The 19,511-nt window shown below is 46.1% G+C and carries 15 protein-coding genes; all 15 read right to left on the bottom strand.

What is annotated here, in order from left to right:
• Positions 1-209: 209 nt before the first annotated feature.
• The 15 genes from H6550_04130 to rsmH all read right to left on the bottom strand — a co-directional run bounded on the left by H6550_04130 (position 210) and on the right by rsmH (position 19,506).
• Positions 210-1,073 carry a GNAT family N-acetyltransferase gene (locus H6550_04130; GenBank protein ID MCB9045312.1) on the bottom strand — a complete coding sequence of 288 codons (864 nt, stop codon included), beginning with the start codon at positions 1,071-1,073 and terminating at the stop codon, positions 210-212.
• A gap of 164 nt (positions 1,074-1,237) precedes the next feature.
• Positions 1,238-3,382, bottom strand: a complete 2,145-nt coding sequence (locus H6550_04125; GenBank protein MCB9045311.1) for a T9SS type A sorting domain-containing protein — start codon at positions 3,380-3,382, stop codon at positions 1,238-1,240.
• 192 nt (positions 3,383-3,574) lie between these two features.
• Positions 3,575-3,901, bottom strand: coding sequence for a hypothetical protein (locus tag H6550_04120; GenBank protein ID MCB9045310.1), 327 nt, complete (start codon positions 3,899-3,901; stop codon positions 3,575-3,577).
• Between the two features lie 133 nt (positions 3,902-4,034).
• Entirely contained in the window at positions 4,035-5,726 is a 1,692-nt protein-coding gene (gene ftsZ, locus H6550_04115) for a cell division protein FtsZ (GenBank protein ID MCB9045309.1), read from the bottom strand.
• A gap of 76 nt (positions 5,727-5,802) precedes the next feature.
• Positions 5,803-7,176 (bottom strand): cell division protein FtsA, encoded by a 1,374-nt coding sequence (ftsA, locus tag H6550_04110; protein ID MCB9045308.1) that lies wholly within the window; start codon positions 7,174-7,176, stop codon positions 5,803-5,805.
• A 27-nt stretch (positions 7,177-7,203) separates the two neighbouring features.
• Positions 7,204-8,298 carry a hypothetical protein gene (locus tag H6550_04105; protein ID MCB9045307.1) on the bottom strand — a complete coding sequence of 365 codons (1,095 nt, stop codon included), beginning with the start codon at positions 8,296-8,298 and terminating at the stop codon, positions 7,204-7,206.
• Positions 8,295-9,653, bottom strand: coding sequence for a UDP-N-acetylmuramate--L-alanine ligase (locus tag H6550_04100; protein ID MCB9045306.1), 1,359 nt, complete (start codon positions 9,651-9,653; stop codon positions 8,295-8,297). Before H6550_04100 ends, H6550_04105 begins: the two co-directional genes overlap by 4 nt.
• A 2-nt stretch (positions 9,654-9,655) precedes the next feature.
• Positions 9,656-10,759, bottom strand: coding sequence for an undecaprenyldiphospho-muramoylpentapeptide beta-N-acetylglucosaminyltransferase (murG, locus tag H6550_04095; GenBank protein ID MCB9045305.1), 1,104 nt, complete (start codon positions 10,757-10,759; stop codon positions 9,656-9,658).
• Positions 10,760-10,762: 3 nt separating this feature from the next.
• Positions 10,763-11,974 carry an FtsW/RodA/SpoVE family cell cycle protein gene (locus H6550_04090; GenBank protein MCB9045304.1) on the bottom strand — a complete coding sequence of 404 codons (1,212 nt, stop codon included), beginning with the start codon at positions 11,972-11,974 and terminating at the stop codon, positions 10,763-10,765.
• 22 nt (positions 11,975-11,996) lie between these two features.
• Entirely contained in the window at positions 11,997-13,355 is a 1,359-nt protein-coding gene (gene murD, locus H6550_04085; GenBank protein MCB9045303.1) for a UDP-N-acetylmuramoyl-L-alanine--D-glutamate ligase, read from the bottom strand.
• Positions 13,355-14,626, bottom strand: coding sequence for a phospho-N-acetylmuramoyl-pentapeptide-transferase (locus H6550_04080; protein MCB9045302.1), 1,272 nt, complete (start codon positions 14,624-14,626; stop codon positions 13,355-13,357). The genes murD and H6550_04080 overlap by 1 nt, the downstream gene beginning before the upstream one ends.
• A 21-nt stretch (positions 14,627-14,647) precedes the next feature.
• A complete protein-coding gene (locus H6550_04075; protein MCB9045301.1) occupies positions 14,648-16,114 on the bottom strand; it encodes a UDP-N-acetylmuramoyl-L-alanyl-D-glutamate--2,6-diaminopimelate ligase in 1,467 nt (488 codons plus the stop codon).
• Positions 16,111-18,207 carry a transpeptidase family protein gene (locus H6550_04070; GenBank protein ID MCB9045300.1) on the bottom strand — a complete coding sequence of 699 codons (2,097 nt, stop codon included), beginning with the start codon at positions 18,205-18,207 and terminating at the stop codon, positions 16,111-16,113. The genes H6550_04075 and H6550_04070 overlap by 4 nt, the downstream gene beginning before the upstream one ends.
• Positions 18,208-18,594, bottom strand: a complete 387-nt coding sequence (locus H6550_04065; protein ID MCB9045299.1) for a hypothetical protein — start codon at positions 18,592-18,594, stop codon at positions 18,208-18,210.
• Positions 18,595-19,506, bottom strand: coding sequence for a 16S rRNA (cytosine(1402)-N(4))-methyltransferase RsmH (rsmH, locus tag H6550_04060; protein MCB9045298.1), 912 nt, complete (start codon positions 19,504-19,506; stop codon positions 18,595-18,597).
• Positions 19,507-19,511 lie beyond the last annotated feature (5 nt).

The following is a 19,511-nucleotide window of genomic DNA, read 5'->3' as shown; positions in this document are numbered from 1 at the left end:
TACAATCTAACTATCAGCACCCACAACGGTGAAAACACTCTATTTCTACTACCTAATATTCCACAATAGCGCTTATATAATAAGCGTTAATTATCGCACGTGAGGAGAAGATCACCACGTCATTATTTGACGAGGCAAATACTTCCTCTTGATGACGGTTAGAAGGGTTGCTTCATACTTCACAATGACGGGAGGAAAACTCTCCACATTTACCCTAACTCAAAACTGGTGATGCCGAATATCTTTTCGACAGGCAGTGCGGGTGGCGTGCCGTAGTACATACGGGCGCATTCAAATACGTAGGTGGCGTTGTATTTCTGTACCAGTTGCACGGCGGCGGTATTAGCTACGGGGATGTCTAAATATACCTGTTCGCCGGGCACTTCGTTCAGGCAGGCTTTATACAGCTCTTCGGCAATATTTGCATTGTCGGCAAACAGGGGGCCTATCTTGTAGCCGGTATCAGCTTTGCGCAATACCGCTACGCCCCGGATATTTCCTTCATCCATATATTTGAAGGCTTTACTTTCGGGCATGTTGAGCCACCGGTCCATGAACTGCAGGCGGGGGACGCCGAAACACAATGTATCATAATCCAGCACGGCGGGTATATCATTGCCTGAAACGGGTGTAACGTTATGGTGCACGGCAAACTCCGTACCTGTACGTTCGTAACGCTCGTCGCGGAAGGCAATGGAGAAGCCGCCATCCTCGTAAAATGGCTGTATGGCCAGTACTCCGTCCATACCAATAGCGGCACCGGGCTGCAGGCGGGACAACAGCATATCTCTGCGCTGATACCATAGCTTGCGGCCAATACCCACGGAACGATATTCAGGCTTAACGATGAAGAAGCCCATAAAACCGAACAGCCCGTTGTAAGCAACAACAGAGCCTCCGCCTATGAGTTCGTCATTATGGTAATACCCGACAAATCCTTCAGGGTCTGTAGCCCAGAACACATCAGCGTCGTATGGGCCGGGGTTCCACCCTTCGGCCTTAGCCCAGCTAACAAGGGTATCGAGTCCTTGCCTGTCCAGTTGCTGTATTTGTAATTGGGTTGTGTTGAGCATGATGTAAAGTAAAAGTAAAAATTCAAAAAAAGTGTTTGTTCCCCGCGAGCGTACTCACCCCTACACCTCCCGCCGTGGCGGGACAGGCACTCCCAAGAGGGGAATTATATAAAAAAAGCCCCGTGCATGTGCACAGGGCTTATGATGATCATAACAGAGTGTAATTATTGTACTATTACTTTTTCAACAGAGAAACCATTTGCTTTCAGGAAATAAACACCTGAAGCAAGGTTGGTTGTACTGATGCTATTTGCATTGCTGAATGAAGCTACAGCACGGCCATTCATATCAACAATTGTACCCGTAACGGTAGTGCTGAAGTATAACTGTCCTTTAATAACAGGATTAGGATAAACATTAAGCTTAGGCAGCTTGTTTGCTACATCCTGTACGCTTACAGGCGCAACTTTTACTTCAAAAACAGCAACTGTACCGCTTACTTCGTTGGCCGTGATGAGGTAGTATTTACCGTGGCTGTTGTGCGCAGCATCCAGGAATATCAGCCCTTCAGGGCCATTGTCGCCACCGTATGCATTTGTATCGCGCGTGTTGATATAATCAACGAACACAGGGGCTGCCGGAGTAGTAACATCATACACCATTACACCACCTATACGCTCGCAACCAATGAAAGCATAAGTAGTATCGTGTATGGTACCCATAGTAACACCTTCGGGCTCAGGGCCTTTGTTATCGCTCCTGTCTTTCAGGTCGTTGTTATCGTTACTTGCGTTGAATATCTTACCTACTTTAGGGTCTACAGCGAGAATATGCTCAAACTGGTCGCCGCTCTGGTATACCAATGACCTTGCAGCCGTGTTGAATATTGCGAAACCACGTGTACCGTATGAATACAGCTCGTCGTAGTCACCATCATTATCCGTATCGCCCAGGCTGGTGGTGATGTTCAGACGTCCCATACAGAAGTCTTTTTTCATCAGGCTACCTGCAGGGAATTTAGTAGCATCCAGTTTCAGGCTCTTATCTTTTATTCTCAATTCTTCAGAATATCCGCCATAGTCTCTTGAGTCACCTTCGTTGGCAACTACTATATACGTTTTGCCACCTACTTCGTAGCTACCTAATGCGTCAGGCAGCATCAAACCACGTACCGGCCAGTTGGCTATCAGGGGCTCATCGGTTTTATCAGAAGCATCCAGTGCATTACCGGCAGCACTATGATCAACATAACCCAGTGGCATGATGTCTACAATAGTAGCAGATGGTATGTGTACGATAGCTACTGCGTTGTTTTCCTGCAGTGTTACATAGGCAGTATCCGAAGTACTGTTGAAGGCGATATATTCAGGCTCCATATCCTGTGCAACGGTAGGATTGTTAGCACCGAATATCCTGATCCCTTTCGCTTTCAGGGCAGCTGCACTAGCATTGAATGATGTGAACGTAGCGTGCTTAACCGTAGCGCTGTTCAAACCATTGCTGATATCTATCACTGTAACAGAACCTTCAGGGTCAATAGAATATGCGTCATTAGGTTCGCCTTCGTTAGCCGTTAATACGTATTTACCATCGTGTGTAAAATCAACGTTATCGGGCAGGAAACCTGTTTTGAACTGTTTCAATACAGTTCCGTCTTTATCCATGAACACAACAGAACCGCTGTCCGTTTTAGGGTTACCCTGAACCGCAACGGCTACCATACCATTATATACATCTACCGACTGGATACCACCACCATAAGAAGACATATCAACGGAGTCAACTTTTGTCAGAGCAGCGGGATTGGAAAAGTCCAGTATCTGCAATACACTCTTCAGTGAGTTTACTACGAACAACCTGTTTGAAGCGCTGTCGTATGCTAATATCTCAGCAGAAGAACCTGCCGCAGGCATAGTGTAACGACCCAGGAAATCGAGCGAAATATTCTTCCTGGCAACAGGAGGTGTGTAGTCGTTGTCTTTTATATATACCACAGTAACATCGTCGCCAATGCTACCGTTTACAGCATTTGAAATTTGAAGCGCGAAATACTCAGCCGCTTCGGCCGTCATATCGTTTGCCACAGTTACATTGATATATTGTGTATCCGGATCGGGACTTGTAGCGGCAAAGGTCAGTTTTGTGGTAGTAAGCGTGATGTCGCTGTTATCGGTAGTACCGAAGTTGCTCATCAATGCCACATCAACCGTAGTAGCAGATGCATTCTTGTTTTTAACGATAACACCGATCTTAGCGGTACCTGTTGCTTCATCAAATGTCAGCACTTCGTCCATCATGTCTATGTCCTGCGCCTGTGCAAAACTTACGCATGAAAACAGTGCCGTAAAAAGGAGTACAAATTTTCTCATAACTGTAATTTTTTGCAAAACAACAGAATGATATTCTCGTATGTACCCCGTTTACCTATTCTTCATAATAGGTTATCATTCCGGTAACAGTTCGTTCAGGTATTATTAATATCCAGGTAACAAAAATTAAAAAAGGAGGCGCGAAGCCTCCTTTTCTTAAATCAAAAACACCCACTATACTACTACGTTACTTTACCTGTATACTCTTGTCCTGTTATTATGTTTCTTATTATAGATACTCCTGTTGGCATGCATCTGAGCATGTTGTATCATCCTGCGTTCGTTATGGGTCACCCGTCCGTCTGCCATTGCCATTTGCTTATAGTTTCTTACCCTTGCCTGCTGCATACGCAGTGCGCCGGCTTCTCTTCGTGTCAGTTGTCCTGTACGTACACCATGCTGAATGCGTTTGTGTTGGTAATACTGATGTTTATTTACATTCCTTTTATACGGATGCGCTTCTGCCGGTTGTACCGCGAACATGAATATCGCTGCTAATACTGCTGTTATTGCTTTCATATCTTATTCATTTGGTTCTGTATTATAGACCCAGCATTAAAAGAGATGTTTAAATACCAAGTGTTAAATAAAACAAAAAAGCCCGCGCAGATATTGCGGGGGCTTTAAACACACTGGCTATAACAGAAATGTTTTAGTCAGGCTTTTTACCTTCGAGGAAGGTGTTAATGCTCTGAATATCGGCATTGCCTTCTTTGTCCTTATCATTCACGCCAACGGAGTAACCGCTGTAGAATGTATCAGACGAAGCAACGGTATCGTCTATCCTGATATTTTTACGTACGTATGCAGGCACATTCTCCATATCGTCCGTACTTTCATTTGCTTTTACATCGAAACTCATACGGCGCAAACGCTCTGCCCTTTCTTCCAACGCTCTTTTCTGTTCTTCGAAGATGCGTTTCTCTTCCAGTTCAGCAGCGCTCATTTCACGGCCTGCATACTTAGGCTGTTCAGCTACTACCTGCTGAGGTTCAGGTTTTGCAGGAGTGGGTTCGGGTTGTTCGTTCTTCATGAACAACTGTAGTGTACTTTCCGCTACGGGTTCGTCTGTTTCCGGTTCATTTTCAGATGCATTTTCATCCTTTACTTCACCTGGCATAAGCAACTGCATGGTCTCCTTTGGTTTCTCCTCAACCGGGAAATGCGGTTTCGCATCTATCACAACCGGGTTAGTGTTAGCCGCAGGTATATCAGCTACCAGCTTAGGCGCCATCGGGTCTTCTTTGGGAACTTCCGGTGCGGCAGGCTTTGTCTCAGCCGTTGTGTTGATGGCAGAAGGAGCAGCCTGGGGCTCGCCCAGCTTTACGATTATCTTTTCAGGTTCGTTCTTCCTTTCCGGGATCTCGGAACTGATATCGTGATGCGTGAAACCCGTGGCAATAACGGTAACTGAAATACCATCCTCCAGGTTCGGGTCATGACCCATACCCAGTATTACATCACAGTCTTCGCCCGCCATGTGCTGTACATAAGCCTGTATTGCTTCCGCTTCGTCCATGGTATGTTCAAACTCACCTGCGGCAGATGTTATATTCAGCAGTATCCATTTAGCACCGGTTATGTCGTTGTCGTTCAGCAACGGAGAGCTTAATGCTTCTTCAACAGCACGTTCAGCGCGTTGTTCGCCAGAAGCTACAGCGCTACCTAATATTGCTACACCGCCGTTCTTCATTACCGTACACACATCAGCAAAGTCAACGTTTATCTGGCCGGTTGTATTGATCACGTCTGTGATACACTTAGCAGCAGTCGCCAGTACGTTATCGGCCTGTGCAAACGCTTTTGTGAACGGCAGGTTGCCATACTGCTGACGCAGTTTGTCGTTGGATATGATGAGTATGGTATCCACATGCTCACGCATACGGTCTATACCATCCTGCGCCTGTTTCATACGTTTACGTCCTTCGTAAGAGAAAGGCGTGGTAACGATACCTACGGTCAGTATATCGAGGTCTTTACATACTTTGGCTACTACAGGCGCACCACCTGTACCTGTACCACCACCCATACCGGCAGTGATAAAAGCCATACGTGTGTTCACCTCCAATATCTTGGAGATGTCTTCCATACTCTCTTCGCTTGCCTGCTTACCGATCTCAGGGTTTGCACCTGCGCCCAGACCTTGCGTGAGGTGTGGCCCCAGTTGTATCTTGTTGTGAACAGGGCTTAACGTCAGTGCCTGTGAGTCCGTGTTACAAACAACAAAGTCCACACCCTCGATACCGAGGCTATGCATGTAATTGACGGCATTGCTACCGCCACCACCAACACCGATCACCTTGATGATGGACGATTGGTTTTTGGGGATCTCAAAATGTATCATACGATTTCAGTTTTTGTTGGGTTAGTAATTGTGAAACAGTCCTTTTGTTAGTATATAATTGTGTTAATGAGTTTTATTATTCCATTTCCTGGTCTTCCACCTCTTCAAACAGGCTCATGAATTTTCCTTTCAGCCCGTCGAAAAGTTTTTTCATTTTCTCCGTACGTTTTGCCTGTTTTTCGTCTTTTATTTCTTCTTCCAGTCCTTCTTCTATTTCCATTTCCTGCTCGTCTGTTACCTGTGCAGATATGAAGTTGCCGCCTTCGCCCGCAAAGCGCATTTTACCATTTTCAAAATCATGATAGCCACGCAGTATCAAACCTATACAGGTGGAGTACATGGGGTTCATGAGTTGATCAGCATAGCCACCCGCCAGGTGTTCGTTAGGGTATCCGATACGTGCTCCCAGGCCTGTAGTATATTCAGTCAGCTGAATGATGTGTTTCAATTGCGCACCACCACCTGTAAGGATGATACCACCATACAGGCGCTTATCCAGTCCTATCTGCTTCAGGTGGAACAGTACGTAGTCCAGTATCTCCTGCGTACGTGCCTGTATGATATGTGCCAGGTTCTTAACAGATATCTCCTTGGCAGGCAAACCACGCAAACCGGGGATAGTGATATACGCGTTATCATTAGCTTCGGCAGCCAACGCAGTGCCAAACTGCACCTTCATCTGCTCTGCCTGTGCTCGCAATACGCCCAAACCACTACGTATGTCATTGGTGATATTCACACCGGCGTATGGTATCACGGCGGTGTGTTTTAAGATACCGTCGTAGAACACCGCCATGTCGGTAGTACCACCACCTATATCCACTATGGCAACACCGGCCTCCATATCTTCATCGTTCATCACCGCCGCGGCAGATGCCAAGGGTTGCAGCACCAGGTCGCGCGTGGTGAGGTTTGCTTTGTCAACACAACGTTTGATATTACGTATCGCGTTCTTATCACCGGTGATGACATGGAAGTTGGCACCAATCTTCACGCCATTCATACCAATTGGCTCCAGTACATTCGGCGTACTGTCTATGGTAAACTCCTGCGGAACGATATCTATGATCTGGTCACCGGCAGGAATGTATGTTTTATACTGGTCGCGCACCAGCAGATCGATATCTTCTTTGCTGATGACATCATCCGAATTAGTACGCACCCTGTCACCGCGTGTCTGCAGGCTTTTTATATGCTGGCCCGCAATACCCACATACACCTCGTTGATATCCAGCTCAGGGTTCGACTCCAGGCATTTGACCACCGCCTGCTCAATAGAGCGTATACACTGATCTATGTTCATAACGACACCATGCTGGACACCCGCCGACTCTACACGCCCGAAAGCGAGTATCTCCAGTTTGCCAAACTCATTTTTCCTTCCTGCAATTGCAGCCACTTTAGTGGTTCCTATGTCAAGGCCTACAATGATGGGTTGCTTTTTACTCATACTATGAACATTTATTACTTTTTATTTTTAACCTCCGTTATATATATACTTCGGTTTTTTATCCTCTTGTTGTTTTTCTTTTTCAATAACAGGCTGTTTAGGTTCCGCCTGTTTCTTCACGGGCCCTTCCACAGGTTTGACCTGCTCTGTTTTCTTTGGTTCAGGTTGCTTTGGTGTTTCCACCTGCTGTGCCTGCACCGGCGCTATTGCCAGTGTGTCAGGTTTAGCTGCAGGTGGCGGAGTTGCGGCAACCGTTCTGTTCACCACAGGTGGTTTAGCATTTTCGCCCAGTATACTGTTCACCCAGTTGATGCGATTGATCACCTTATCAACAGGCATCTTCCAGTTGATAGCCGGAGATGCCACCAGTTGCCCTTTAAAGCTCAGGTCCAGCACCTGATATTTATCCCAGCCTACTTCGTTGAGCACTTTGTTATAAAAGGCAAACAGGTTATCAAACTTCAGTTTCATATCCGTAGTGTCACCTATTATCACCTGTTGTTCGCCCAACACTGGTACTATTTCAAAACCAAGGTCATCTCTTACTATCACCTGCGATACCTGTGCATTCCAGAACGTATCCTGCCTGATGAATTTCACCAGCGACATGATCCTGTTCTTCAAAGCATCACCAGCGCTGTCGTTTTTTAACTCAGGCACATTTGTCACCACCATGGTATAATAATTATACTGGGTTGACAATGGCAGTTGCTCCTGTTTACTATCCAGGTAATAACTATTACCTTCTTTTTCAAAGATCCTAACAACGGGCACACGCTGTGTTACCAATGCGTGCAGCTTTTGTTTGTTGTCTATATACACCTGTGCATCTTCTACCCAAGGGTTAGCAGTGATCACACGCTCCATTTGCTGTACGTTCAGCTGCGATAACTTTGTACTTTCCTCTTTTATCTCACCATCGCGCAACAGCATAGCCCTCACCTGCTCCCTGGTCACAAAACCGTGCTCGTCATTCTTTATCTGTATATCAACATCTTTCAGCGTCCTGCTCCTGTACAGTTTGGTCGCACTCATTACCGCCGTGATACACACACCTGTGAACACCAGTGTCAACAGTGCCTGTATTATTTTACGAACCGATATTTTGCGCTTTACGCTCATTTAGCCGTTAATATCTCTTTTACCGGGTTAACCAATTTATCTATATCACCCGCCCCTGCTGTTATCAATAATTCAACCGGGGCAGCTTTTACATATTCCAGCAGACCTTCTTTACTCAACAAGTGTTTGTTCGGGTTACCTATCCTGTCCAGTATCATCTGCGATGTCACACCTTCTATAGGCTCTTCCCTTGCCGGGTATATATCCAGCAGTATCACTTCGTCGGCCATGTTCAGGCTCTCCGCAAAACCATCCGCAAAATCTCTTGTGCGGCTGAACAAGTGCGGCTGAAATACGACCACGCATTTCTTATCATGAAACAGCAGCTTGGCGCTTTTTATCAATGCCGCCAGCTCTTCGGGATGATGTGCATAGTCGTCTATATACACCACGTTATCATTCTTCACTACATATTCAAACCTTCTCTTTACACCCCTGAACCCTGCCAACGCTTCTTTTACTTTACCGGCATCTACTGCTATCAGTTGCGATACAGTTATGGCAGCTACAGCGTTCTCTACATTGTGCATGCCACCCATATTCAGCCTGAAGCCTTCTATCTTTTCTCCCTTATAGTTAATATTAAACTCATACCCACCATCACTCATCATAATGTTATCCGCATATACATCAGCAGCATCGTTCTGCAGACTGTAGGTCATTACATTTGTTGCTTTCAGTTCGCCCATCCTTTTCAGCCCGTGCTTCATCAGCAACGTACCGTTGTGCTTTATGTTTCTCGTATATTCTATATACGCCTCCTCCATATCCTCTACCGTACCATATATATCCAGGTGGTCGGCATCCATAGCTGTTAGCACCGCAATATCCGGGCGTAGTTTCAGGAAGCTCCTGTCGTATTCGTCAGCCTCTATAACTGCGGTAGCAGTATCGCTGCTCCAGTAGTTGGTATTATAGTTGACAGACACACCACCCAGGAACGCATTACAACCCATACCTGCTTCACGCAACAAATAGCTGATCATAGTGGTCATGGTAGTTTTACCATGCGTACCCGCAATGGTGATAGCGAAGTTGTTCTCTGTAATCCATTGCAACACATCGCTGCGTTTGTACACCGGGTAATTATTATCACGGTACCAGTTCAACTCTGTTTGCGTTTTTGGTATAGCCGGTGTATATACTACCAGTTCCGCCTTTTTATCCAGCAGTTCTATATCATCCGTGTAATGAATATCAATGCCTTCAGACTGCAGTTTACGTGTCAGGTCGGTCTCAGTACGGTCGTAACCGCCCACCGCTACTCCTTTTTGCGAGAAGTAACGTGCCAGCGCACTCATACCAATGCCACCTATACCCACGAAATACACCCTATTTATTGTCTCAATATTCATTATCAGTTTTTACCGCTTATTGCCAATACTGTTTTTGCTATCCTGTCGTCCGCATCTTTTATTGCCAGGCCTCGAAGGTTCCTGCTCATCAGTTCCTGCATGGCTTCGTCTTTTAATAATCTTTTCAACTTATCTACCAGTTCTGCTTTCGCATCACTGTTCTTAACCATCATGGCTGCATTATGTTCTACTAACGCCATGGCATTGCTGGTCTGGTGGTCTTCGGCAGCAAAAGGATAAGGCACGAATATTACCGGCTTGGCCACTATGCACAATTCAGCTATGGCTAAAGCACCCGCCCTCGACAACACCACATCAGCCGCCGCGTAGGCATAGTCCATCTCTTTTATAAAGTCGAACACCTTAACCTTAGCTGTAAAGCCCGCTGCACGTGCTTTGGCTTTCTCGTAATAAGGTTTGCCAGTCTGCCATACCAGTTGTACACCTTCATCCAGTATCTCCTCCAGTCTTGCATCTATCGTTTCATTGATAGATAATGCACCAAGGCTACCACCAACAACCAATACTGTTTTCTTAGTGGCATCCAGCCCCAGCCATGCCTGTCCTTCTTCACGTGTTATGGTCGACTGTGCAATTTTTGCACGTACCGGATTGCCCGTGAATTTTATTTTGTCTTTTGGGAAGAAGCGTTCCATATTATCGTAACCAACACATATGGCTTTGGCTTTCTTTCCCAGTATCTTATTGCTCTTGCCAGCAAAAGAATTCTGCTCCTGTATCAGCGTAGGTATACCTTTACCCTGCGCAGCATTCAGCATAGGGAAGCTGGCATAGCCCCCAACGCCTATCACCGCGTCCGGTTGAAATTGTTTCAGTATACTTCTTGCCTGCATATAACTCTTAATTATCTTATATGGCAGCGATATGTTCTTCAACATATTGCCCCTGTCAAAACCCGCAATGTCCAACCCAACTATCTCGAACCCTTCCTGCGGTACTTTTTCCATTTCCATTTTGCCTGTTGCACCTACAAACAGCAGTTGTACACCGGGCACTAACCTTTGCAACGCATGTCCTATAGCCACAGCGGGAAATATATGCCCGCCTGTTCCTCCTCCGGCTATGATCACTTTTATCTGCTCCATCCCTTATCCCATTGCCAGTTTACCATTCACAGATCTTTCACTCTCTGCCACAGCTTTTTCCATCTCCGCTTTCTTTTTGCCTTCTGTTTCATCTACATACCTGCTCACACTCAGTATCACACCTATAGCTATACTTGTGAACCAAACCGAAGAACCACCCATGCTTACCAGAGGCAGCGTTAACCCTGTAACAGGCATCAGGTTCACATTCACCGCCATATTCAGCATAGCCTGGAATACAAGCGTTAAGCTCAACCCCACAGCCAGGAATGCACCGAATGCATATGGACATCGCCTGAATATGAGTATGCTCCTCCACAGGAACAGCAGGTATAAGAACACGATCACCATTCCCCCGATCAACCCGTACTCTTCAATGATCACCGCATAAATGAAATCAGAATAAGAGTGCGGCAAAAAATTCCTTTGCTGGCTGTTGCCCGGTCCCAGGCCTTTTATGCCTCCGTTAGCGATAGCAATTTTGGCGTGCAGCACCTGGTACACATCTTCTTTTTCTACACCGTCTTCAGAACTACCCACAAAATCAGTGATACGTTTTTCCCATGTAGCGGCACGGCCTACACCCGTTATCTTTGACACACCATACAACAACAACCCTCCAATGATACCAGCAAATGCCAGCAACATGATATGCCTTACCCTCACCCTGCCTATGAAGAACATGATGCAACTGGTAACACCTATCATTACAGCAGTAGAGAGGTTTGCCGGAGCGATCAAAGCAGCCGTGATAAGCACAGGAGTCAATACAGGCAAAAAGCCTTTTTTGAAATCTTTGATCACATTCTGCTTCATGCTGAGCATACGCGCCAGGAACAGGAACAATGCCAGCTTGGCCAATGCCGATGTCTGTATCGTGATACCCGTACCGGGCAATGCTATCCAGCGCGAACCTTCGTTGAGCTTAACACCAAAGAACAAGGTGTAGATGAGCAGTGGTATGCTTATTAAATAAAACACTACCGCCAGCCTAGCGAACTTGGTATAGTTCACCCTGTGCACCAGGTATATGATAACAAGTCCAAGGCCGAGTATCAATATCTGCTTGATAAGATAGTAGCTCGAATTGGTATCATGTTTATATGCCAGCGAACCGGTTGCACTGTAAACAGCCAACAGGCTGACGAACGATAGTATAATTACCACCGCCCATATCACCTGGTCTCCTTTGGTCTGTTTCAGCAATTGTTTCATCTCTGTTCTTCTTTATCTTTAATTACAGGTTGCGTACCGCTTCTTTAAACTGTTCGCCCCTGTCTTCATAATTTTTAAACAAGTCGAAGCTGGCGCAGGCAGGAGCCAGCAACACAACATCATCTTTTTCTGCCAATGCGTAAGCAGCGTTTACCGCATCCTTTGCAGAGGTTGTATCTACAATTGTTTCTATTACTCCATCAAACGCTGCATGTATCGGTGCGTTGTCAACACCCATACACACAATGGCTTTCACTTTCTCTTTCACCAGCTCCAGTATCTCACTATAGTCATTGCCTTTATCCTGTCCACCCAGTATCAGCACGGTAGGCTTATTCATGCTTTCCAGTGCATACCATACAGAGTTCACGTTGGTAGCCTTACTGTCATTGATAAACTCAACCCCTCTTATAGTGGCTACATGCTCCAGGCGGTGTTCCAGGCCTTTAAAACTGGAAAAGCTTTCTCTTATCTTTTCCTTACGGATGCCCGCAATGTGGGCGGAGATACCTGCAGCCATGCTGTTGTATTGATTGTGTTTACCTTTTGTTGTGAGATCATGTATAGACATGTTCATCTCTTCCCCGTTAAAACGGATGTGCATTTTGTCGTCGTTGATAAATCCTCCCTCATTCGTGATGTTTTGCTCGCTCATCGTGAAATAAATTGTGTTTGATTGAATAAAATGGGTTGTGATGTATTGCCTGATAGTCGGGTCGTCATAATTAACGACGAAGTAGTCTCCCTCAGTCTGGTTTTCAATAATTCTGAATTTCGCATTTATATAGTTCTGAAAATTGTAGTCATACCTGTCTAAATGGTCGGGTGTGATATTGAGCAGCACGGCAACATCCGGCTTGAACCAGTGGATATCATCCAACTGGAAACTGCTTATCTCCATCACATACCATTTATGCGGCTTAACGGCTATCTGCCTTGCGAAGCTGTATCCGATATTGCCCACCATCGCCACATCATACTCTGCATCCTTCAGCAAGTGATACGTAAGCGATGTAGTAGTTGTTTTACCATTGGTACCTGTAATAGCAATGATCTTGCTATCCGCCTTGTACCTGTAGCCAAACTCTATCTCGCTGCACACTTCAATACCCGCTTCACGCACCTTTTTCATTATCTGTACCTTCTCACTTATGCCGGGACTCTTCACGATACAGTCAGCATTCAGAATTATCTCTTCTGTATGCTGATTTTCTTCATAACGAACGCCCGCCGCATCCAGTTCGCTCTTATACTTATCTTTTACCTTGCCTCCGTCACTGACAAACACATCCCAGCCCTGCTGCTGACCCAGCAGCGCAGCACCGATACCGCTTTCAGCAGCACCCAGAACCACCAGCTTTTTTTGTTTGTCTCCGCTCATTATTGCATTTTCAATGTTACTATACTCAATACCGCCAGCACTATACCTACTATCCAGAACCTTGTTACTATTTTACTTTCGTGATAGCCTAACTTCTGGTAATGGTGGTGAAGCGGCGACATCAGGAATATGCGCCTGCCTTCGCCATACTTTTTCTTGGTATACTTGAAATACGCCACCTGCAGCATTACTGATAAATTCTCCGCCAGGAATATCCCACAAATGATAGGTATCAGTAACTCCTTGCGCATCATGATAGCCAGTGTGGCTATGATACCGCCCAGCGCCAGGCTGCCTGTATCGCCCATGAATACCTGTGCCGGATAGGCATTGTACCATAAGAAGCCCACACATGCACCGATAAATGCAGCAATGAATATGGACAACTCACCGAGGTAAGGTATATGCATGATGTTCAGGTAATCGGCAAACACATAGTTGCCCGACACGTATGCGAACACACCCAAACAGATACCTATGATAGCCGATACCCCTGTTGCCAACCCATCGATACCATCCGTCATGTTAGCTCCGTTAGAAACAGCTACGATGATGAATATCACGAATAGCACATACACGATAGGTGTAACAATACCTATCGCCTTTTCACCAAAGATGCCTGCTATCTTACTGTAGCTCATCTCGTGGCTCTTTATAAATGGTATGGTAGTAGTTACAGCTTTTACGTGTACATATGTGTGTTCCTTCCCTTCCTGATCGACACGGGTAAAAGGTTCTGACACCTGCCTTTCGGCCTGGTTGTATAATACCTGTTGACCGGGAATAACCTCGCGTGTGGTGACTACGTTATCATTGGTATACAAACCAACACCTATTATCAGGCCCAGCCCTATTTGTCCCATTATTTTGAACCTACCGGCAAGACCTTCTTTGTTCTTTTTGAACACCTTGATATAATCATCCAGGAAACCAACCATGCCCAGCCATATGGTAGACAACACTATCAGGATGATGTATATGTTCGTAAGCTTGGCAAATAACAAAGTAGGTATGAGTATAGCCGCGATGATGATGATACCACCCATAGTTGGCGTACCTCTTTTTTGTGCCTCGCCCTGTAAGCCAAGGTCACGTACTGTTTCTCCTATCTGCTTTTTACGCAGGTAGCCTATCAGGCCCTTACCCAAAACCGTGGTAATTACCAGCGAAAGAATAATAGCCATCGCAGCGCGGAATGTGATATAATAGAATATACCCGCGCCAAACAGCCCGTATTGTTCTCTCAAGTATGTAAACAAGTGGTATAACATCCTCTGTGTTTCCTCTGTTGTTTATTTATTTAATAATTCAAATGCCGCTTTCAGTTCTTCCCTGTCGTCAAAATGATGACGTACACCGCTTATCTCCTGGTATGTTTCGTGTCCTTTGCCTGCCACCAGCACTATATCTTCTTCGCCGGCAAGTGTACACGCTGTTTTTATCGCCTCTCTCCTGTCCGTTATCCTCAATACTTTTTTCATATTGGCCAAGGACAGCCCTTCTACCATATCATCCAGTATATCTTCTGCTTTTTCCGTCCTTGGATTATCAGCCGTCAGTATCGCTTTGCTGCTGTGCTCACAAGCTACGCGAGCCATCAGCGGTCGCTTAGCTTTATCCCTGTCGCCACCGCAACCCACTACCGTTATCACCTGCCTGCCTTTTACATTCAGGTTGTTGATGGTAGCCAGCACGTTGATCAAAGCATCAGGCGTATGCGCATAGTCTACTATGCCTAATACTTTTTCATTTATTGACATGATTGTTTCGAACCGCCCTTGTGCACCAGCAAGGTTGCTCAGTTGCGCCAGTACGGTCATCTTATCTTCGCCCAACTGTACCGCCGCTCCATATGCCGCCATCAGGTTGTACGCATTAAATATGCCTATCATCCTGAAGTGCGTTTCTACACCATTGATGTCCATCACCAGGCCGGTAAGATTATTCTCCAGCACTCTGCCTTTAATTGTAGCAGGCGTACGCAGGCTGTAAGTACATTTTTCAGCTTTGGTGTTCTGTAGCATTACCAGCCCACGTTTATCATCGGCATTAGTCAGGGCAAATGCCTTTTTCGGCAGGTTGTCAAAGAACATCTTTTTCACCCTGATGTATTCATCAAAGGTTTTATGATAATCCAGGTGGTCGTGCGTGATATTGGTAAATATGCCGCCTGCAAACTGTATACCCGCTATTCTTTGCTGGTGTATAGCGTGTGAGCTTACTTCCATAAACACGTGCGTACACCCTGCGGCATACATATCTGCCAGTAAGCCATGAACCGCCACGGGATCGGGTGTTGTATGTGTAGCCGGGATCACTTTGTCATGAATATGATTTTGCACTGTTGATATCAATCCACACTTATAGCCCAGTGCTTCATGCAACTGGTAGAGTAATGTAGCCACAGTAGTTTTACCATTGGTACCCGTTACGCCTACCACTTTCATGTGCGAAGAAGGACTGCCGTAGAAGGCATCGGCCATGACGCCGACTACAGCAGTTGTGTCTCTCGTCTCTATGTATGTAATACCTTCTTTCTTATCTCCATTTATTTCTTCAGCTACGATAGCTGTTGCACCTAAGCTGATCGCTTTGTCAATAAACAAGTGCCCGTCGGTCTGCGTTCCCCTTACAGCTAAAAATACAAAACCCGGCTCCGTTTTACGTGAGTCGATGCAAATGCCTTTTACCTCAACAGAAGTATCTCCTGTTGACTGCAGTACCTGCACATGGATCAATATGTCTTTCAGTTGCCTCATGAACGTAATTCCAGCACTATCTCCTGCCCGCGCTGAGCAATAGTACCGGGCGCAACAGACTGCGCCCGGACCTTTCCCTTTCCTTTAATATGTATTAACAAGCCTTCCTTCTCTAATAAATAAACTGCGTCTTTCAAACCCATACCACTTACATCCGGCACATAACCTTTGTATACAGGTTGCTCCTGAACTACCAATTGTTTACTGCTGTCTACTGATACCTGTTCTATATAACCATCCTCCCGCACAGGCGCATACTTACCCACTGCACCCAGCAGAGTGTGATAGCTGCTACCTGTAGCCTTTTGTGCTATTAACACTTTTGCTTTTGACCTATCCAGGCTGTCAGACGGCATATCCCACCCTTTGCCCGCGGCAAATACGCGGTCTGCTATCATCCTGAATACTGGAGCAGCTATGGTGCCGCCGTAATAAGTATGGGCACGCTTCTTGGTACGCATTACTACGGCGATGGTGTATCGGGGCTCGTTTGCGGGAAAATACCCGACAAAAGAACCCTGATAAACGCCATCGCTGTATTTAATTTCTTTGTCAGCTACCTGCGCTGTACCCGTCTTTCCTGCAATGGAATAGAACGGGCTCTGAATACTTTTTGCAGTTCCGGTCAGCGCTACTTCCTCAACACAAGCACGCAGTTGTGCAACCGTTGCAGAGTCGCCAATGGCCTGCTCCAGTACTTCAGGCTTTCTTTTAAATATTGTTTTACCGTATTCCTTCACCTCACTCACCAGGTACGGGCGCATCATCTTACCATTGTTCGCAACAGCATTGTATAACATGCATGTATGCAGCGGTGTTATCTGCACTTCGTACCCGGTAGCCATCCACGGCAAAGTGGTCTGGCTCCACGACTTACTTTCCGGTGTTTTTACAACAGGCCTGCGTTCACCTGCCAGGTCTATACCTGTCTTTTCATGCAGGTGCAGCTTTTTTACCTGTGCCACAAATTTTTCCGGCTCTTTATAGTAATACTGGTTGGCCAGTTTGGCATGTGCTGTATTTGATGAATGCGCAAATGCATCTTTAATGGTCAGTTTACCCAAACCAAAATGCGAGTCTTTCATCGTCAGGTTACCGAAACGTATCCGCCCGCCTTCAGCATCTACTATATTATCTATCGTCACATACTTATCATTCAGCAACGCTGTCAATGTCACCAGCTTGAAAACAGAACCCGGCTCGGTAGGTATCATGGCATAATTAAAGTCCTCAAAGTATTTACCGTCGTCCTGGCAACCGAGGTTCACCAGCGCACGTATCTTGCCGGTAGCTACCTCCATTACCACGCAAGTGCCGTATTGTAAGTCATACTTCTCGCACAGGTCTTTCACGGCAAACTCTGCTATACCCTGAATATCCAGGTCGAGCGTTGTGATGATATCCTTACCATTCTTTGGCTCTATCACACTTCCCTCTATGGGCATCCATACATTACCCGTCATTTTTTGCTCTACCCTGCTGCCTGAGTAACCACGCAAAACACTGTCGTAAGTAGCTTCTAACCCTACGGTTTGCGCGTTCTCCCTCCACAAACCAATTGTACGGTAGGCCAGCATACCATATGGATTGATGCGGTTGGTCTTAGGCTCTACAATAAAACCGCCCCTGTTCTTGCCCCTATTGAAGATGTTGAAAGCACGCATCTCCTGGTATTCGTTGTACTGTACATTTTTGCACAGCGACCAGTATTTGTGGTGTTCCTTATCACGATATGCTGCCTTAAGCTCTCTTTCATAAGCGGAAGAGCTCCTATCTTTCAGCAGCGTTGATAATTGACGGGATAATGTGTCAACGTTTTGGTAAAACAACGTCGAATCAATAACAGAAAAATCTACAAACACGTCGAATAAAGGGATGGTTGAACACAGCAGGTCGTGCCCTTCTGTATATATATTGCCCCTGTCTGCAGGCAACACGGTACTACGCGTGTGGATATTCTCCGCAAGCGCACGCAGTTTCGGCCCCTCTTTCACCTGCAGCATCACCACTTTGATAAGTATAGCCAAACCAAACAAGCACATGCCTGTGAAAGCAACGTACACCCTGAACCGTATGTCCTTTTTAATGTTCAATTAGTGAGTTTGTGTAATGGTTGTTGTGTCTCTTTTTATTTTAAATGCCGGCATCAGCATTGGTTTCAGATCAATTTTCGATGCATTCCTTATTACCTCCGTCTCCATCTGCGCATACATCATCTGCGATTTTGCGTCCATATACTCCCAGCGCAATTCCTTCAGGGTATCATTCAGTTTATTCAGCTCACGCTGCGTGTCTACTGCACGCTTATTCGCGCCGATGTACAGCACACATAGTAAAGCCACAAATGCCAGGAAGGGAACATTATTTACAATAGCCTTGTAAGACAACTTTTCCACCAACGCTTTCCAATCGTTGCGAACACGCTGCACAGGAGTTGAGGCATCCTGCACTTCGTTAGTATTTTTTGTCTCTTTGCTCATTTACAATCTCTCAGCTATACGTAAACGTGCACTGCGCGCACGTGGATTTTCTCTTGTTTCTTCTTCCGAAGCCTCTATGGGTTTGTTGTTCAGCGGCTTCAACTTCGGTTCCGTCACGGCCCTGCCAAACACATCCGTTTCCACCTCACCCCAAACTCCTCTTTTCATAAACTGTTTTACCATTCTGTCTTCCAACGAATGGAAAGTGATGATGCTCAATCTCCCTCCCTGTTTCAGGCACTGTACCGATTGTTCCAGCAGGTCTTTCAATGCACCCAGTTCGTCGTTCACTTCTATTCTCAATGCCTGGAACACCTGCGCCAGGTATTTATTAGGATTGCCTTTCATTACCTGCTCCAACAGCGCTTTTAAAGAGGCAATGCTATTCAACGCGACCTTATTGCGGTTGTCAACAATATGCTTTGCCAGCTGCCTCGAGTTCCTCACCTCACCATATTGCTCAAATATTCTCAACAGATCGGCCTCGCTGTAAGTCTTCAGCAACTCTTCTGCCGTCAGCTCGCCACGGCTATCCATCCTCATATCCAGTGGCCCGTCGAACCTTGTCGAGAACCCCCGCTCACCTGTATCAAACTGGTAAGAGCTTACCCCAAGGTCAGCCAGTATACCGTCTACCTCAGGGTAGCCGTGCAGTTTCAGGAAACGTTTCATATACCTGAAGTTCTCGTGCACATCTATCAGCCGCTCATCTGCCGGTTTGTTCTTCCAGGCATCACTGTCCTGATCAAAAGCTATCAGCCTGCCATCATCACCCAGTCTTTTTAAGATCTCCCCGCTATGTCCGCCGCCGCCAAAGGTGGCATCAACATAAACGCCTTCTTGTTTTATCCCCAACCCGTCTACCGCTTCGTGCAGCATAACGGGCCTGTGGTAAAATCCGGTTGTCTCCATACGCT

Source organism: Chitinophagales bacterium, from assembly GCA_020636495.1.
GTDB lineage: Bacteria > Bacteroidota > Bacteroidia > Chitinophagales > Chitinophagaceae > UBA5543.
This window is presented reverse-complemented; position numbering and strand designations above follow the sequence as displayed.

What these genes read in the sequence shown, in the direction of transcription:
- H6550_04130 (MCB9045312.1), bottom strand. Translation starts at nt 1,073, where the DNA reads ATGCTCAACACAACCCAATTACAAATACAGCAACTGGACAGGCAAGGA.
- H6550_04125 (MCB9045311.1), bottom strand. Translation starts at nt 3,382, where the DNA reads ATGAGAAAATTTGTACTCCTTTTTACGGCACTGTTTTCATGCGTAAGT.
- H6550_04120 (MCB9045310.1), bottom strand. Translation starts at nt 3,901, where the DNA reads ATGAAAGCAATAACAGCAGTATTAGCAGCGATATTCATGTTCGCGGTA.
- ftsZ (MCB9045309.1), bottom strand. Translation starts at nt 5,726, where the DNA reads ATGATACATTTTGAGATCCCCAAAAACCAATCGTCCATCATCAAGGTG.
- ftsA (MCB9045308.1), bottom strand. Translation starts at nt 7,176, where the DNA reads ATGAGTAAAAAGCAACCCATCATTGTAGGCCTTGACATAGGAACCACT.
- H6550_04105 (MCB9045307.1), bottom strand. Translation starts at nt 8,298, where the DNA reads ATGAGCGTAAAGCGCAAAATATCGGTTCGTAAAATAATACAGGCACTG.
- H6550_04100 (MCB9045306.1), bottom strand. Translation starts at nt 9,653, where the DNA reads ATGAATATTGAGACAATAAATAGGGTGTATTTCGTGGGTATAGGTGGC.
- murG (MCB9045305.1), bottom strand. Translation starts at nt 10,759, where the DNA reads ATGGAGCAGATAAAAGTGATCATAGCCGGAGGAGGAACAGGCGGGCAT.
- H6550_04090 (MCB9045304.1), bottom strand. Translation starts at nt 11,974, where the DNA reads ATGAAACAATTGCTGAAACAGACCAAAGGAGACCAGGTGATATGGGCG.
- murD (MCB9045303.1), bottom strand. Translation starts at nt 13,355, where the DNA reads ATGAGCGGAGACAAACAAAAAAAGCTGGTGGTTCTGGGTGCTGCTGAA.
- H6550_04080 (MCB9045302.1), bottom strand. Translation starts at nt 14,626, where the DNA reads ATGTTATACCACTTGTTTACATACTTGAGAGAACAATACGGGCTGTTT.
- H6550_04075 (MCB9045301.1), bottom strand. Translation starts at nt 16,114, where the DNA reads ATGAGGCAACTGAAAGACATATTGATCCATGTGCAGGTACTGCAGTCA.
- H6550_04065 (MCB9045299.1), bottom strand. Translation starts at nt 18,594, where the DNA reads ATGAGCAAAGAGACAAAAAATACTAACGAAGTGCAGGATGCCTCAACT.
- rsmH (MCB9045298.1), bottom strand. Translation starts at nt 19,506, where the DNA reads ATGGAGACAACCGGATTTTACCACAGGCCCGTTATGCTGCACGAAGCG.